14 protein-coding genes, 1 tRNA gene and 1 pseudogene are annotated in these 13,917 nt (G+C 63.9%); 13 read left to right on the forward strand and 3 right to left on the reverse strand.

Annotated features, from left to right (window positions below; all coding sequences use genetic code 11):
* Positions 1–154: 154 nt before the first annotated feature.
* The 7 genes and pseudogenes from OIT41_RS07630 to OIT41_RS07660 all read left to right on the forward strand — a co-directional run bounded on the left by OIT41_RS07630 (position 155) and on the right by OIT41_RS07660 (position 6,684).
* Positions 155–1,420: a pseudouridine synthase gene (locus OIT41_RS07630; RefSeq protein WP_264637707.1), complete on the forward strand. Its 1,266-nt coding sequence runs from the start codon at positions 155–157 to the stop codon at positions 1,418–1,420.
* Positions 1,421–1,423: 3 nt separating this feature from the next.
* Positions 1,424–2,530 carry a prephenate dehydrogenase gene (locus OIT41_RS07635; protein ID WP_264637708.1) on the forward strand — a complete coding sequence of 369 codons (1,107 nt, stop codon included), beginning with the start codon at positions 1,424–1,426 and terminating at the stop codon, positions 2,528–2,530.
* Positions 2,530–3,243: a (d)CMP kinase gene (gene cmk, locus OIT41_RS07640; protein WP_078105605.1), complete on the forward strand. Its 714-nt coding sequence runs from the start codon at positions 2,530–2,532 to the stop codon at positions 3,241–3,243. Before OIT41_RS07635 ends, cmk begins: the two co-directional genes overlap by 1 nt.
* A gap of 25 nt (positions 3,244–3,268) precedes the next feature.
* Positions 3,269–3,967 (forward strand): annotated as a pseudogene (locus OIT41_RS07645) (lysophospholipid acyltransferase family protein).
* Between the two features lie 10 nt (positions 3,968–3,977).
* On the forward strand, positions 3,978–5,528 hold the full coding sequence (der, locus tag OIT41_RS07650; RefSeq protein ID WP_078105603.1) for a ribosome biogenesis GTPase Der: 1,551 nt from the start codon (positions 3,978–3,980) through the stop codon (positions 5,526–5,528).
* 127 nt (positions 5,529–5,655) lie between these two features.
* A tRNA-Pro gene (locus OIT41_RS07655) sits at positions 5,656–5,729 on the forward strand.
* A gap of 604 nt (positions 5,730–6,333) precedes the next feature.
* Complete coding sequence (locus tag OIT41_RS07660; protein WP_264637710.1) at positions 6,334–6,684, forward strand: zinc ribbon domain-containing protein YjdM; 351 nt, start codon at positions 6,334–6,336, stop codon at positions 6,682–6,684.
* 5 nt (positions 6,685–6,689) lie between these two features.
* Here the strand turns inward: OIT41_RS07660 and OIT41_RS07665 are convergent, their stop codons facing one another.
* Positions 6,690–7,136, reverse strand: coding sequence for a MarR family winged helix-turn-helix transcriptional regulator (locus OIT41_RS07665; protein WP_078105600.1), 447 nt, complete (start codon positions 7,134–7,136; stop codon positions 6,690–6,692).
* A gap of 174 nt (positions 7,137–7,310) precedes the next feature.
* On the opposite strand from OIT41_RS07665, the gene OIT41_RS07670 reads away from it, so the two are divergent.
* Entirely contained in the window at positions 7,311–8,534 is a 1,224-nt protein-coding gene (locus tag OIT41_RS07670) for an MFS transporter (RefSeq protein WP_264637711.1), read from the forward strand.
* A 21-nt stretch (positions 8,535–8,555) separates the two neighbouring features.
* Here the strand turns inward: OIT41_RS07670 and OIT41_RS07675 are convergent, their stop codons facing one another.
* Positions 8,556–9,449 carry a DNA-formamidopyrimidine glycosylase family protein gene (locus OIT41_RS07675; protein WP_264637712.1) on the reverse strand — a complete coding sequence of 298 codons (894 nt, stop codon included), beginning with the start codon at positions 9,447–9,449 and terminating at the stop codon, positions 8,556–8,558.
* A 163-nt stretch (positions 9,450–9,612) separates the two neighbouring features.
* Between OIT41_RS07675 and gcvH the strand changes: the two genes are divergently transcribed.
* The 5 genes from gcvH (at position 9,613) to OIT41_RS07700 (ending at position 12,696) form a co-directional block, all read left to right on the forward strand.
* Complete coding sequence (gene gcvH / locus OIT41_RS07680; protein WP_078105597.1) at positions 9,613–9,999, forward strand: glycine cleavage system protein GcvH; 387 nt, start codon at positions 9,613–9,615, stop codon at positions 9,997–9,999.
* A gap of 141 nt (positions 10,000–10,140) precedes the next feature.
* Positions 10,141–10,620, forward strand: coding sequence for an FHA domain-containing protein (locus tag OIT41_RS07685; RefSeq protein ID WP_241710265.1), 480 nt, complete (start codon positions 10,141–10,143; stop codon positions 10,618–10,620).
* A gap of 20 nt (positions 10,621–10,640) precedes the next feature.
* Positions 10,641–11,357: a MerR family transcriptional regulator gene (locus tag OIT41_RS07690; RefSeq protein WP_241710275.1), complete on the forward strand. Its 717-nt coding sequence runs from the start codon at positions 10,641–10,643 to the stop codon at positions 11,355–11,357.
* Positions 11,357–11,860, forward strand: a complete 504-nt coding sequence (locus OIT41_RS07695) for a bifunctional nuclease family protein (protein ID WP_078105595.1) — start codon at positions 11,357–11,359, stop codon at positions 11,858–11,860. The genes OIT41_RS07690 and OIT41_RS07695 overlap by 1 nt, the downstream gene beginning before the upstream one ends.
* Before the next feature lie 242 nt (positions 11,861–12,102).
* Positions 12,103–12,696 (forward strand): MerR family transcriptional regulator, encoded by a 594-nt coding sequence (locus OIT41_RS07700; protein WP_078105594.1) that lies wholly within the window; start codon positions 12,103–12,105, stop codon positions 12,694–12,696.
* Positions 12,697–12,839: 143 nt separating this feature from the next.
* Here OIT41_RS07700 and OIT41_RS07705 read toward each other — a convergent pair whose 3' ends face one another.
* Positions 12,840–13,658, reverse strand: a complete 819-nt coding sequence (locus OIT41_RS07705) for a ParA family protein (RefSeq protein ID WP_078105593.1) — start codon at positions 13,656–13,658, stop codon at positions 12,840–12,842.
* Between the last annotated feature and the right edge of the window lie 259 nt (positions 13,659–13,917).

Consider the following 13,917-nt stretch of genomic DNA (forward strand, 5'->3'; position numbering starts at 1 on the left):
GGAAAGCCGGCCGCCGGCAAGCTGAACAACTCAATATTGCAAGGATCTACAAACGCCCGGCTAGTAGCGGGCAGACACACGGGACAGATATTCTCTGTCCGGCTGGCTTACGTTGAGAAAGAACAAGCCGGCCACCATAACAAAAGGACGGGTCATGACACAGGCGGGACGCCAGGGTTCACCACGTAACAGTTCGGGACGAAACAATTCCGGACGCAACGAGTCGCAAGACTCAGGCCGCAACAATGCCGGCCGCAGCGGTGCCGGCCGCGCCGGAGGCAGCGGCTTCGGTGCCGGCCGGGGTGGCGCAAGCCGTGCCGGCGGCGCCTCCGGAGGCAGCAAGCGCAGCTTCTCCCCGGGCGGAGAACGCCCCTTCAAGCCCACGCGTCCGCGTGAAGAGCGCCCCTTCGATCCGGACAACCCCACGTCGGCCGGAGGCTACGGGCGCCGTGAAGACGCCGGCCGCCAAGATCCCAGGCCGGCCAAGGCCCCTCGCAAGCCTGGCTCCAACAAGCCCGGCTTCGGCAAGGCTCCGGGCACGCCGGGCGCATTGAAGCCCAAAGCCAGCAACAAGAAGCAGTACGCTTCCCGCGCCTTCGGCAGTGAGCGCTTCGGCCAGAACCTTGGCCCGATCCGCAAGCCCCGCGGCCGCCGCGGCGAGGTGGCGCAGTCCGAGCAGCACGACGCCGATGGCGTGCGCCTGCAGAAGGTCATGGCCCAGGCGGGCGTGGCTTCCCGCCGCGTCTGCGAGGAAATGATCGAGGAAGGCCGCGTCGAGGTCAACGGCCAGCTCACCACCGAGCTGGGCATGCGCGTGGACCCCGCTACCGCGGTGATCCACGTAGACGGAATCCGCATCCAGCTCGATGACACCATGCTCTACATGGTGTTCAACAAGCCCAAGGGCGTCGTTTCCACGATGGAAGATCCCGAAGGCCGTCCCTGCATCAGCGACTTCCTCAAGTCCGCCAAGAACAAGGGCGAGCGCCTCTTCCACGTCGGCCGCCTCGACGTCGCCACCGAGGGCCTGCTGCTGCTGACCAACGACGGCGAACTCGCCAACCGCTTGACGCACCCTTCCTATGAGGTGCCCAAGACGTACCTGGTCCAGGTCCGTGGTCCGTTCCCGCAGGGTGTCGGCGCGAAGTTGAAGGAGGGCATCGAGCTCGAAGATGGCATCGCGTCCGTCGACTCCTTCAAACTGGTGGACTCCACTCCGGGCCACGTCCTGATCGAGGTCGTGCTGCACTCCGGCAAGAACCGAATTGTCCGCCGTCTGTTCGAAGCCGTCGGTTTCCCCGTGCTCCGTCTCGTGCGCGTCAAGATCGGTCCCATCGGCCTGGGCGACCAGCGCCAGGGGAGCATCCGCAACCTCGGCAAGCAGGAAGTCGGACACCTCCTGGCCTCCGTAGGACTGTAAGGCATGTCGGCATTCCACTCGCACGGCCGGGGCCACCTTGACGGCCCGGTGGTCGTTTTCGGCACCGGCCTGCTCGGAGCCAGCATCGGTCTCGGCCTGCGTGGCCGGGGTGTCTCCGTGTTCCTTTCGGACCCGTCGCCAACCAACCAGGCCGTGGCCGTGGATATCGGTGCGGGCAGGCCTCTGTCCGAGCTTGAGAACCCACCCCAGCTGGTTGTTGTCGCGGCGCCGCCGGATGTGACTGCCGACGTCGTCGAGCGTGCCCTGGGTGAATACCCGGAGGCCGTTGTGGTGGACATATCCAGCGTCAAGCTGGCAATCCAGTCCGAGCTCCGGGGCCGTGGAGTGGACATGTCCCGTTACGTCGGGACGCACCCGATGGCGGGGCGCGAGAAATCGGGGCCCGTCGCTGCCCGCGGCGAGCTCTTCACGTCCATGCCCTGGGTCCTTTGCCCGTCCGACGAGACCAGCGCCGACGCGCTTCACGCTGCGCGTTCCCTCGCCGGTGACCTGGGGGCAATAGTTTCCCAGTTCACGGCGGAGGAGCACGATGAAGCGGTTGCGCTGGTATCGCATTTGCCCCAGGTGATGTCTTCGCTTCTGGCCAGCCGCCTGCAGGGGACGCCGCTCCACGCGCTGTCTTTGGCTGGCAACGGGTTGCGGGACACCACGAGGATTGCTGCCAGCGATCCCACCCTATGGGTGCAGATCCTGGGCAACAATGCGGCCAAGATGGTGCATATCCTTCATGGCGTCCGCGAGGACCTCAACCGTCTGATCGGTACCCTGGAGGATCCCACGGCACCCGGCGCCCGGCTGGACCTTGCCCAGCTCATCAGCGAGGGCAACGCGGGGCAGGCCAGGATCCCGGGAAAGCACGGCGGACCCCCGCAGGCATATTCATGGCTTACAGTTCTGGTAGACGACCGGCCCGGGCAGATCGCCAGGCTGTTGACGGAGATCGGTGAGATCGGCGTCAACGTTGAAGATCTCCGCCTGGATCACTCGTCAGGGCAGAACGTTGGCATGGTGGAACTCTCCGTCATGCCGAACAAACATGACCTCCTTGTTGAAGCCTTGACCGACCGTGGATGGCGGGTACTCCAGTAATGACACGTGAACTTTTCGGCCCGGAGACCGTAGTTCGTCCGGGCAAGCCGCTCGTCGTCGCCATCGACGGCCCGTCAGGATCCGGCAAATCCAGCGTGAGCAAGGAAGTGGCCCGGCGCTTGAAGCTCGCCTATCTCGACACGGGTGCCATGTACCGTGCGTTGACCTGGTACTGCCTCAAGACCGGCATCGACCTCAGCGACGGCGCCGCCGTCGAGCAGGCCTCAAAGGACCTGCCGCTGGAACTCAGCACCAGCGCCAACGCCGAATACGTCAGCGTTGCCGGGGTGGACATCACTGAGGAAATCCGTGAGCCGAGGATCTCGTCATCCGTCAGCGCAGTGGCAACCACGCTGGGTGCCCGCAACGAGTTGATTCGCCGCCAGCGCCAGCTGATCGAACAGCACCACCGCCGCATGGTGGTGGAGGGACGGGACATCACCACCGTCGTCGCGCCCTCTGCGGAGGTCCGCATGCTGCTGACTGCCAGCGAGGAAGCGAGGCTGCGGCGACGCGGCCTCCAGTTGGGCGGAACGCAGAGCCACGAGCAGCTGGCCGCCCAAGTGATTCACCGCGATGCCAAGGACTCCACCGTGGTGAACTTCACGCAGGCCGCCGACGGTGTGGTCACCCTGGATTCCTCGGAGCTGGACTTCGAACAAACGGTCGAAACGGCGCTGAGCATTGTGGGCAAGGTCATCTACGGTGACTGAGCCCCGGCCCCCGGCACGCTGGACCATGATCTGGAGCCGGCCTGTTGGCTGGCTGTTGGACCATGTCCTGTACCGGACCGCGATCACGGGACGCTCCAATGTTCCCAAATCCGGCCCGGTCATTTTCGCGGGCAACCACATCAGCTTCCTGGACGGGCCGGTGATGTTCGGCGCGGCTCCACGGCCCATGCACATCCTGGTCAAGAAAGAGATGTTCAAGGGGTTCCTGGGAAAGGTGCTTCGTGCGTCGGGACAGATTTCCATCGACCGCACGGGCGACCGCTCGGCGCTCCAGCTCGGAAAGAAAGTGCTCGACGCCGGCCGTTGCGTGGGGATCCTCCCCGAAGGAACGCGGGGAAGCGGCACCGCCGGCAACATCAGCAACGGCGTCGCATGGCTCGCGCTGATGACCGGAGCCACAGTGATTCCCGTGGCCATCCTCGGAACCCGGATCGAAGACGAACACCGTGATCACATTCCGAGGCTGCGCCGTCAGCTGCAGGTCAGTTTCGGAGCCCCCTTCAATGTGACCCGCAGAAATGGCGAGTCGGGGCGTGTTTCAATGGACAGGGCGGCTGCGGAGATCCGCGCTGCGCTGGCTGGACACGTCCAGGATGCCGTCAAGACCACCGGTCAGTCCCTTCCGGGGGACTAATGCGCCGGCCCACAGCCAATGCAGCACCGCCAAGAAGAAGTAGCCGGGACGCCGGCAGATCACCACTAAGGAAAGTGCAATGAGCGATACGACTCACAAATCCGGCAACATCGGAGCCGGCGACGACGAATACACGCCCACCGGCACCGACCAGGTGGCTGAAAACCTCGCCGCCCTGGACGACGACGAAGCCGAACTCCGCGCAGCCTCCCTCCGCGCAGGCCTGGAAGACTACGACCTCGACGAGGACGACGCAGCCCTGCTGAGCGGACTCTACGACGACGAAGGCGAAGACGGCCCCCTCAAGCTTGACCCGGTCCTGGCCATCATTGGCCGCCCCAACGTCGGTAAGTCCACGCTGGTGAACCGCATCCTCGGCCGCCGCGAGGCCGTGGTCGAGGACACCCCCGGCGTTACCCGTGACCGTGTCATGTACTCGGCTCACTGGAACGGCCGCAATTTCACGCTGGTGGACACCGGTGGCTGGGAGCACGATGCCAGGGGCATCCACGCCCGCGTCGCCGAGCAGGCCGAGATGGCCGTGGAACTGGCTGACGCCGTGCTCTTCGTGGTGGACTCCGCCGTGGGCGCCACCGCCACGGACGAAGGCGTCATGAAGATGCTCCGCAAGTCGAAGAAGCCGGTCATCATGGTGGCCAACAAGGTTGACGACTTTGCGCAGGAAGCCGACTCGGCAACGCTTTGGGGCCTTGGCTTCGGCGAGCCGTACCCGGTGTCCGCCCTCCATGGCCGCGGCGTTGCCGACCTCCTGGACCACGTCATGGACACCCTGCCCGAGTTCTCCACCGTCGAAGGCGTCGAGCGCTCCGGTGGTCCACGCCGCATCGCCCTCATCGGCCGCCCGAACGTCGGCAAGTCCTCCTTGCTGAACAAGCTGGCCGGCTCCGAGCGCGTCGTCGTTGATCCCCTCGCCGGGACCACCCGCGACCCCGTGGACGAATTCATCGAACTCGGTGGCCGCACCTGGCGCTTCGTGGACACCGCAGGCATCCGCCGCCGCCAGCACATGGCCCAGGGCGCGGACTTCTACGCCTCCCTCCGTACGCAGGCCGCGCTCGAAAAGGCGGAGGTCGCCGTCGTGCTCCTGGCCGTCGACGAGGTGCTCAGCGAGCAGGATGTCCGCATCCTGCAGCTCGCCATCGAGTCCGGCCGCGCGCTGGTGCTCGCGTTCAACAAGTGGGACCTGCTCGACGACGAACGCCGCCGCTACCTTGAGCGGGAAATCGAGCAGGACCTGGCGCACGTTGAATGGGCTCCGCGAGTCAACATTTCCGCCAAGACCGGCTGGCACAAGGACCGCCTGGTGCCCGCACTGGACCTCGCCTTGGAGAGCTGGGACAAGCGCATCCCCACGGGTCGCTTGAATGCGTTCCTGGGCGAGCTCGTGGCTGCCCACCCGCACCCGGTACGCGGCGGCAAGCAGCCCCGCATCCTGTTCGGCACCCAGGCGTCCAGCCGTCCGCCGAAGTTCGTGCTCTTCACCACGGGCTTCCTGGACCCCGGATACCGCCGGTTCATCACTCGCCGGCTGCGCGAGACCTTTGGCTTCGACGGCACGCCGATCGAGGTCAACATGCGCGTCCGTGAAAAGCGCGGCAAGAAGCGTTAATTGAGACGCGCATCACAGATGACACCCGCCAAGGTGTCATTGGGAACCTCGAACATCGTGTAAGCTTTTTGAGGTGGTTCGGCCGGACTGCTTAGGTGAAAACCTAGGCGGAGAACGGCAGGACTGACGGGCTGTAGCGCAGCTTGGTAGCGCACTTGACTGGGGGTCAAGGGGTCGCAGGTTCAAATCCTGTCAGCCCGACCGCAAGGTATGGATAGCAAAGTCCCGGGAACGTAAACGTTCCCGGGACTTTGCGTTTAAGTGTTGGTGTGGCCTCGAGTGCGGGTTGGATCCTGCTCAATCATTCGAATGGATCTGCGGAATCACGGGACCGGGAACTTCGGCGAAGAGAGTGATCCAGCAGAATCGACGCCGTCCCCATGATTCTCCCGGCCTGACTCGCCTTCCTGACCTTGTTTGAAGGGCCCAGAGCTTTGAAATGACGTGACTCGCCGTGTCGTAAGCGATTTCCCAAACCAAAGAAGGTCAGGAAGGCGCTCACTCGTCTTGAGTCAGTCATCAGGGCGAAGAGTCTGGGCGAGCGAAGATATATGCTGACGACCAGCCATCCCAGGACGAGGCCCCATGTAGGCAACTGCACGGTTCATGCACCAACTTTCGAAGTCTTGGGCATTGGCAATATATGGCCGACATGTGGCCTCCCAGTGGTCAAACCCAAGAATTAAGTGGTCTGCAGTTCCAATCTACGTGTCCAATTCCGCGAGATTCCGGGGTTCTCGCCGGCCGTCTCCGTGTGCCCGGGTCCTCGTCTCCGTGTTGGACCGCCCCCAACTATCATTGGACGGTGAGCGAAACACTTCCCCCTTGCCCCGAATGCGCCAGCGAATACACCTACGAGATGGGTGCCTTGCTGGTCTGCCCCGAATGCGCGCACGAATGGGCGCCGGCGGCTTCTGACGAAGCGGAAGCCGAGTCAACGGAGATCAAGGACGCCGTGGGCAACGTCCTCTCAGACGGGGATACCGTGACGGTGGTCAAGGACCTCAAGGTCAAGGGGAGCGCCACGGCCATCAAGGTCGGCACCAAGGTCCGCAACATCCGCCTCGTGAACGGCGTGGGGGATCACGATATCGACTGCAAGGTGGACGGCTTCGGACCCATGCAGCTCAAGTCAAGCGTGGTCAAGAAGGTCTAACGCCCTCAAGCCCCCTGCAACGCCCCCAACGCCTTCACCAGGGGCTCGAGCTCGGGCACCGATTCTGCGGCCGTCAGGGACTCCGCGAGGGTTTCGTCATGCACGGGCCTGGCGGCCAGCAACAGCTTCTGGCCGGCCTCGGTGAGTTCCGTGTAGATCCCTCGCCGGTCGTCGGCGCACAGGATCCTGGTCAGCAGCCCCCGGTCTTCGAGCCGGTTCACCAAACGCGTCGTGGCGCTGCTGGAAAGCGCCGTGGCCCTCGCGAGCTGCTGCATCCGCATGTGCCAGCCGTCCTGGCGGCTCAGCGCGTCCAGCACCGTGTACTCGACTACGGAAAGATCCGCGGCGGACTGCAACGCCTTCTCCAGTGCTGCCTCGATGTTGCCGTGCAGCGCCGCGAGAGTCCGCCACCCCTGCGCCCGCACCTCAACGGCGTCGTCCTTGATGCCCATGTCTCCCGTAACTCCTGCCGATTGATGAAGAAACCAGACGCACGCAAAAGTAGTTGCTTGCGCAATTACATGGCGTGTGCAACTATATATGCAGCGTCTGCAACTAATATTCTACGGTTCTCGGCGACGCACTTCCAGTCTCACGGGAATCCATCCCCACAAAGGAGCAACAACATGCCCGCAGGGTTGATCGCCCTTGCCCTCGGCGGATTCGGCATTGGCTTGACCGAATTCGTCATCATGGGCCTTTTGCCAGAAATTGCCACCGACTTCGGAGTCAGCGAAGCGGCCGCCGGATGGTTCATCACCGGCTATGCGCTGAGCGTCGTGGTCGGCGCCCTCCTGGTTACGGCGGCCGTCACCCGCCTGCCCCGCAAGCCTGTGCTGATCGGGCTCCTCGTCCTGTTCATAGCGGGCAATTTCCTGTCCGCCATCGCGGACAGCTACCAGGCAATGCTGATCGGACGCATTGTCGCAGCGCTCTGCCATGGAGCCTTCTTCGGCATCGGCTCAGTGGTCGCGGCAGGCCTTGTCCCGGCCCACAAAAAGGCGGGAGCCATTGCCATCATGTTCACGGGCCTCACCGCCGCGAACGTGCTGGGCGTGCCCTTCGGAACCTTCCTTGGCCAGAACCTTGGCTGGCGGTCCACCTTCTGGGCCATCACGATCATCGGCGTCGTCGCCCTCATCGGCATCGCCCTCATGGTCCCGCGCACTAAAGAAGGGGTGGTCGCCAGCAGCCTCCGCAGCGAGCTCGGCGCGTTCAAGTCCGGCCAGGTCTGGCTGTCGATTATCGTCACAATTCTCGGATTCGGCGGCATGTTCGGTGCCTTCACCTACATTGCCTTCACCCTGACCGACGTCTCCGGGTTCGATCCCCGCGCCGTCCCGTGGCTCCTGGTCCTGTTTGGCGCCGGGCTGTTCGTCGGCAACATCGCCGGCGGCAAAGCGGCCGACAAATCCATCGACAACACGCTTGTGGTCATCCTCGCGGGCCTGGTGCTCGTGCTCGTGTTCTTCGGACTCACCGCCGCGAGCCCGGTGGCCACCCTGTTCTCGCTGGCACTCATGGGCGGCTTCGGCTTCGCTACCGTTCCGGGACTGCAGATGCGCGTCATGCACTTTGCCGCCACCGCACCCACCCTCGCCTCCGGCGCGAATATCGGCGCCTTCAACCTGGGCAACGCCCTCGGCGCCTGGCTGGGCGGCGTCACCATCACCATGGGCCTGGGCTACACCTCGCCGATCTGGGCCGGTGCCGCCATCACCGTAGCGGCCCTGCTCGTCATGATTGCCGCCGCGGCGGCTGCGCGGCGCGGGGGAGCGGCGCAGTCCGTTTCCGCACCGCAAGCAGCCGCCGACGTCGTACGCGAACCTGAGGAGGCACCGGTCGCCTAGCGAAAAGCAGGTCCCTCAGGATCAGTCTTCGCCCGAACGGCGTTTGGCCAGGATCTCGCCGTTGGTCTGGCACGTAGGGCAGTACTGCAGCGAAGTCCCCACGAAGGCAACCTCGCGCACGGTGTCCCCGCAGACCGGGCAAGGCTCGCCGGTCCTGCCATGCACGCGCATCGAGGCTTTCTTGGCCGCCTTCAGCTCTTCCGGTTTCTTGCCCGACAGCCCCTTGATGGCACCCGTGAGAATGTCCTGCATCGTGGTGAAGAGACGCTTCACTGCGTCCGGGTCCAACGAAGAAGCGTGGGCAACGGGAGAGAGCTTCGCCGCATGGAGGATTTCGTCACTGTAGGCGTTCCCGATGCCCGCCATAAGCTTTTGGTTCTTCAGGATTCCCTTGATCTGCTGCCGGTGCGTGAAAAGCCGGCTGAACTCGTCCAGGCCGAAGGCGGGGTCAAGGGGATCCGGCCCCAGCTCCGCAATGCCATGGACGTCCTCCGGCTGGCGAACGATGAAGATGGCCAATCCCTTCCACGTTCCGGTGTCGGTAAGCGTGATGCCAAAATCGCTGCCATCGTTGGAAAAGTCCAATTGCGCCGCGAAATATCCGCCCATAGCAGGCGCTTCGTCTCCGGGCTTCTTGTCCGAGAAGGTGAGCCAGCCGGACTTCGCGAAACTGACGATCACGTAGAGGGCCTCTGCAAAGCCTCCGCTGTCCGGAGCCTCGGGAGCGATCTCGAAAACGAGGAATTTGCCCCGCTGTCCGACGGATTCGACGGTCCGCCCGACCAGAGATTCGTGGGGAACATCCGCTACTTTCAGGGGAAACGCCGATGGTAGCAATACCTGGGTGAGCTGGGCCCCGGCCAGCTTCTCGTCCAGAAAGTCGCCCAGGGCAGTGATTTCGGGCAGTTCCGGCATGATCGCGCTCCTTCGACGGCGGTGCAGGAATATGCGTCTCGAGTCTGCTTTCAATCATTCCGGACACCTGTGGGGCGGGGGCATGGATGTGCTTATACTTTCAGCGGTGGCCGGATGACCGGGCCGCCGTCGTGGTCCGAAATGTCCCGATGAAAGGCGACTCATGAGCAACATTCCTGCCGATCTTTCCTACACCGCCGAACATGAATGGGTCAGCGCCCCGAATGCAGACGGCGTCGTGCGCGTCGGCATCACGGACTTCGCCCAGGATGCCCTCGGCGATGTCGTCTATGCCCAGCTTCCCGAGCCCGGCACTACTGTGAAGGGCAACGACGTCGTGGGTGAAGTGGAATCCACGAAGAGCGTGAGCGATATATACGCCCCGGTCAGCGGCGAAATTGTCTCCCGCAACGAGGCTCTCGACACCGACTCTGCCCTGATCAACTCGGATCCCTACGGTGACGGCTGGCTGTTCGAAGTAAAGCTTTCGGAAGCTGACGCCATCGAGACCCTTCTCAGTGCATCAGAGTACGAACAACAGGTAGGCTAAATGGTATCTGGCCCGCCAAGTCGGTTCTCCCCGGAACAGGGGAGCGACGGCGGCGGGCCAGCGACCTGTTTGGCCCGGGGGAACCGGGCAGTTGCGTAACCGGCAGTTGGTGACAACGGCCGGCGGATGAGGAGGAATTCCATGGTTGGCGGTAAGCGGAACCACGCCCGGGACGAGCACGGTGCTGTAGGACAGCCAACCTCGGAGACCACCTCGATCCAGCTCACCCCGGTGCGCCATCACGAGCCGGATGACCGCCCGCCGCTGGCTGCCGAAGAACGCGCCGCGGTGCAGGCATTGCCTCCTGGCTCGGCCTTGCTCATTGCCCACACCGGCCCCAATGCTGGTGCGCGGTTCCTCCTGGACTCGGACACCACCACTGCCGGCCGACACCCGGATGCGGACATCTTCCTGGATGACGTGACGGTTTCGCGCAAGCACGTGGAGTTCGTACGCACCCCCGAGGGCTTCGAAGTCGTCGACACCGGCAGCCTCAACGGCACCTATGTCAACCAGGACCGGGTGGACAACGTGCTGCTCAAGAACGGCAGCGAGGTTCAGATCGGCAAGTTCCGCCTCACCTACTACCTGAGCCCTGCCCGCGCAGCAGGCCAAGACTGATTCCGGGTACGCCTGTGGCACTGCCCCAGCCGGAACGGCGAGGACCGCAGGTCCTCAACATCGGAGAGGTCCTCGCGCAACTCAGCGACGACTTTCCTACCATGACGGCGTCCAAGATCCGTTTTCTTGAGGAAAAGGGACTGATCAATCCGAAGCGCACGCCCGCCGGTTACCGGCAATACGCCGAAAGCGACGTCGAACGCCTGCGCTTCGTGCTGTCCCTCCAGCGTGACCAGTACCTGCCCCTCAAAGTCATCAAGGACTACCTCGACGCGATCGACCGTGGAGAGCGCCCCGAAAACCTCCCGCCGGGGGTGTCGGTTTCCCCCCGTATTGTCTCGGACGAACTCGCGGCCGAGCTGCAGGGCCGCGCACGTGCCCTGAGCGAGGAACAGCTGCGGACGGAATCCGGCGCCAGCGTTCCGCTCCTGCAGTCACTCCTCAGTTATGGGCTCATCAACCACGTCAACGGCAAATTCGACGAACACGCCCTCCAGGTGGCGCGCGCGTGTGTCCAACTTGAAAGCCACGGACTTGAACCGCGGCACCTCCGTCCCTTCCAGGCGGCAGCCGAGCGCGAGTTCGGCTTGGTGGAACGGGTTGTCGCTCCCTTGACGTCCCGCAAGGATGCGGCATCGCAATCCCGGGCTGCCGAAGCCGCCCGGGAAATCAGCGAACTCTGCCTCAGCCTGCATCGAGCTTTGGTGCAGGACCGTATCTCCCGTATGGATGCATGATGATTGAGGTCGAGATCGTTGGAGTGCGGATTGAACTGCCTTCAAACCAGCCCTTGGTCCTCTTGCGTGAGATGCACGGGGAACGCCATGTTCCCATTTGGATCGGCACGCCCGAAGCCAGCGCCATCGCCCTGGCTCAACAAGGCGTGGTGCCGCCCCGGCCCATGACCCACGATTTGATGATCGACGTCGTGGAGGCGCTCGGCCACACGATCATCAGCGTGAACATCGTGGCGGTCGAGGACAACATCTTCTACGGCCAGCTCCAGTTCGACGACGGCACTGTGGTGAGTTCCCGCGCTTCCGACGCGCTGGCGCTTGCGTTGCGGGCGAAATGCCGCATCTGGTGCGCCGACGCCGTGATGGACGAAGCCGGCGTCCGGATCACGGAACACGACGAAGGCGAAGACGCCGAACCGGGTCCCGAAGTCGACGAAGAGCGGGAATTGCGCCGATTCCGGGAGTTCCTGGACGATGTGGAGCCTGAGGATTTCGAAGGCTGAAGGCAGCCTAAGGTTAAAGTGGAGGATGAAAGTTTCGACACGATCCGAAAAGGGCCCGGACGTCTTTGACCTGAGGCCCCGGCACGCCTAACGTCGAAGATATCAAGTTCCCGTTGCGTACAGGACCCGCGCAGGTCACACTGAAAGGTGCGGACGCGTTGAAATTACACGAGTGCATTTCCCCTTTTCGTGTTGCCCCCGTATGCACCATCCCCAAGGGAACTTCTGACAAGGAGGGTCACGTGAGTCCCAAAGGCGAAGCAGGCGAGCTAAAGCAGGCCTCGACAGGCGTTGCTGTACCCGCAAGCGGTGCCCAGGGTCTGCTTTTCACCGAGGACCTTCCGGTCCTGGACGAAGATGCCGGCTACCGTGGCCCCACCGCGTGCAAGGCGGCAGGGATTACCTACCGTCAGCTGGACTACTGGGCACGTACTGGACTTGTTGAACCCGCAGTGCGGGGCGCCGCCGGTTCCGGATCGCAGCGCCTGTATGGCTTCCGGGACATCCTGGTACTCAAGGTCGTCAAGCGCCTCCTCGATACAGGTGTGTCCCTTCAGCAGATCCGCACGGCCGTTGAACATTTGCGCGAACGGGGAGTGGAAGACCTGGCGCAGATCACGCTCATGAGCGACGGCGCGAGCGTCTATGAATGTACTTCAGCGGACGAAGTCATTGACCTGGTGCAGGGCGGCCAGGGCGTATTCGGCATCGCGGTAGGCCGCGTGTGGCGCGAAGTCGAGGGCAGCCTTGCCGCCCTTCCGAGCGAACACGCCGCAGAACAGTCATTTCCGGACGACGAACTCAGTAAGCGCCGCTCCGCGCGCCGGACGGGCTGAACCGCCGTCGGGTTTGCCGCCAGCGGCCACAGAAGATGCCACTGAAGGCCAATGGAGCCGCCTTCCAACAGGAAGGCGGCTCCATTGGCTTTTCTCGACGATCGATGATCTCGAAAGGGCGGCTTCTGCCCCGAGGACTCCCGTCAGCGTTTGCGGCGGTCCCGCGTGCCGTTGTGGGAGGACAACATATTCGCCAGAAGCGTGTCGAACAGCTTGGCGGTGTTCTTGGCGGAGTCGCCCGGCCAGTGGTGAACTGCGTGGGCGGCCCCCTGGATTTGCTGCCAGTTGGCCTGCTCCGGAATGTGCGGTGCCAGCAGGAGCTCGCCGAACATGGATTCCATCTCGGCGAGGCGGAAGGTGTGCTCGGACGAGGCGGGACGGACGCGGTTGGCAACGATCCCTGCCGGGGCCAGCTGGGGGGCGAACTCCTGGCGGAACAGTTGGATGGCGCGCATGGTGCGTTCCGTGCCGGCTACCGAGAAGAGCCCCGGCTCGGCGACGAGGACCACGCGGTCACTCGCGGTCCAGGCCATGCGTGTGAGGCCGTTGAGGGACGGCGGACAGTCCACGAGTACCAGCTCGTACTTTTCGGCCGCGGCAAGGACTGCCGTCAGGCGGCGGAGATCGCGGCGCCCAAGGTCCGGCCGATCGTAGATTCCGGTGTACGCGGATCCGACGGCGACATCAAGGGCCGTCCCTCCGCCATTGCCGCGGGGGTGGTCAACCCAGCCGCTGCTGACCACGTTGTCCAAGAGCCTCGCCTTGCGGGGGTTCTTCAGCATGCGGCCAATGTCGAGTTGCTCGCCGGCCTGGACGCCGAGGGCCGTGGTGGCGTCCGCGTGGGGATCCAGGTCCACGACAAGGGTGGGGATCCCTGCGGCCAATGCGGCCGAGGCTAGCCCAGTGGTTACGGATGTCTTGCCCACGCCGCCTTTGAGGCTGCTGATGCTGACTACTTGCACTTGAAAACCCAAAACCTAACGCCGGTTGCCGTGTCGCGGTGCTTGTGTTCCGGCCTTGCCGGAACCGGGGCTCTGCCGCTGCCCTTCAACATCATATGTTGAGTGGCCGCCGTTTCCTGCCTTATCGGCCCGGAACGGCTTGGCCGTCCGAAGTCGATCGCCTTTTAGCACGTGAAACTGCATCGTGCGCGAAGGTACACTGCTCGTGACGAATTCCCGTGTGACAGTCACCACAAAGATTTGTGTTTGGGTATGGAGG

Source organism: Arthrobacter sp. YA7-1, assembly GCF_025960325.1.
In the GTDB taxonomy this organism is placed as follows: domain Bacteria; phylum Actinomycetota; class Actinomycetes; order Actinomycetales; family Micrococcaceae; genus Arthrobacter; species Arthrobacter bambusae_A.

Bases quoted from the DNA above. Each gene is read 5' to 3' on its own strand.
- OIT41_RS07675 (WP_264637712.1), bottom strand. From the start codon at position 9,449: ATGCCGGAACTGCCCGAAATCACTGCCCTGGGCGACTTTCTGGACGAG.
- OIT41_RS07685 (WP_241710265.1), top strand. From the start codon at position 10,141: ATGGTTGGCGGTAAGCGGAACCACGCCCGGGACGAGCACGGTGCTGTA.
- OIT41_RS07695 (WP_078105595.1), top strand. From the start codon at position 11,357: ATGATTGAGGTCGAGATCGTTGGAGTGCGGATTGAACTGCCTTCAAAC.
- OIT41_RS07670 (WP_264637711.1), top strand. From the start codon at position 7,311: ATGCCCGCAGGGTTGATCGCCCTTGCCCTCGGCGGATTCGGCATTGGC.
- OIT41_RS07665 (WP_078105600.1), bottom strand. From the start codon at position 7,136: ATGGGCATCAAGGACGACGCCGTTGAGGTGCGGGCGCAGGGGTGGCGG.
- der (WP_078105603.1), top strand. From the start codon at position 3,978: ATGAGCGATACGACTCACAAATCCGGCAACATCGGAGCCGGCGACGAC.
- gcvH (WP_078105597.1), top strand. From the start codon at position 9,613: ATGAGCAACATTCCTGCCGATCTTTCCTACACCGCCGAACATGAATGG.
- OIT41_RS07635 (WP_264637708.1), top strand. From the start codon at position 1,424: ATGTCGGCATTCCACTCGCACGGCCGGGGCCACCTTGACGGCCCGGTG.
- cmk (WP_078105605.1), top strand. From the start codon at position 2,530: ATGACACGTGAACTTTTCGGCCCGGAGACCGTAGTTCGTCCGGGCAAG.
- OIT41_RS07630 (WP_264637707.1), top strand. From the start codon at position 155: ATGACACAGGCGGGACGCCAGGGTTCACCACGTAACAGTTCGGGACGA.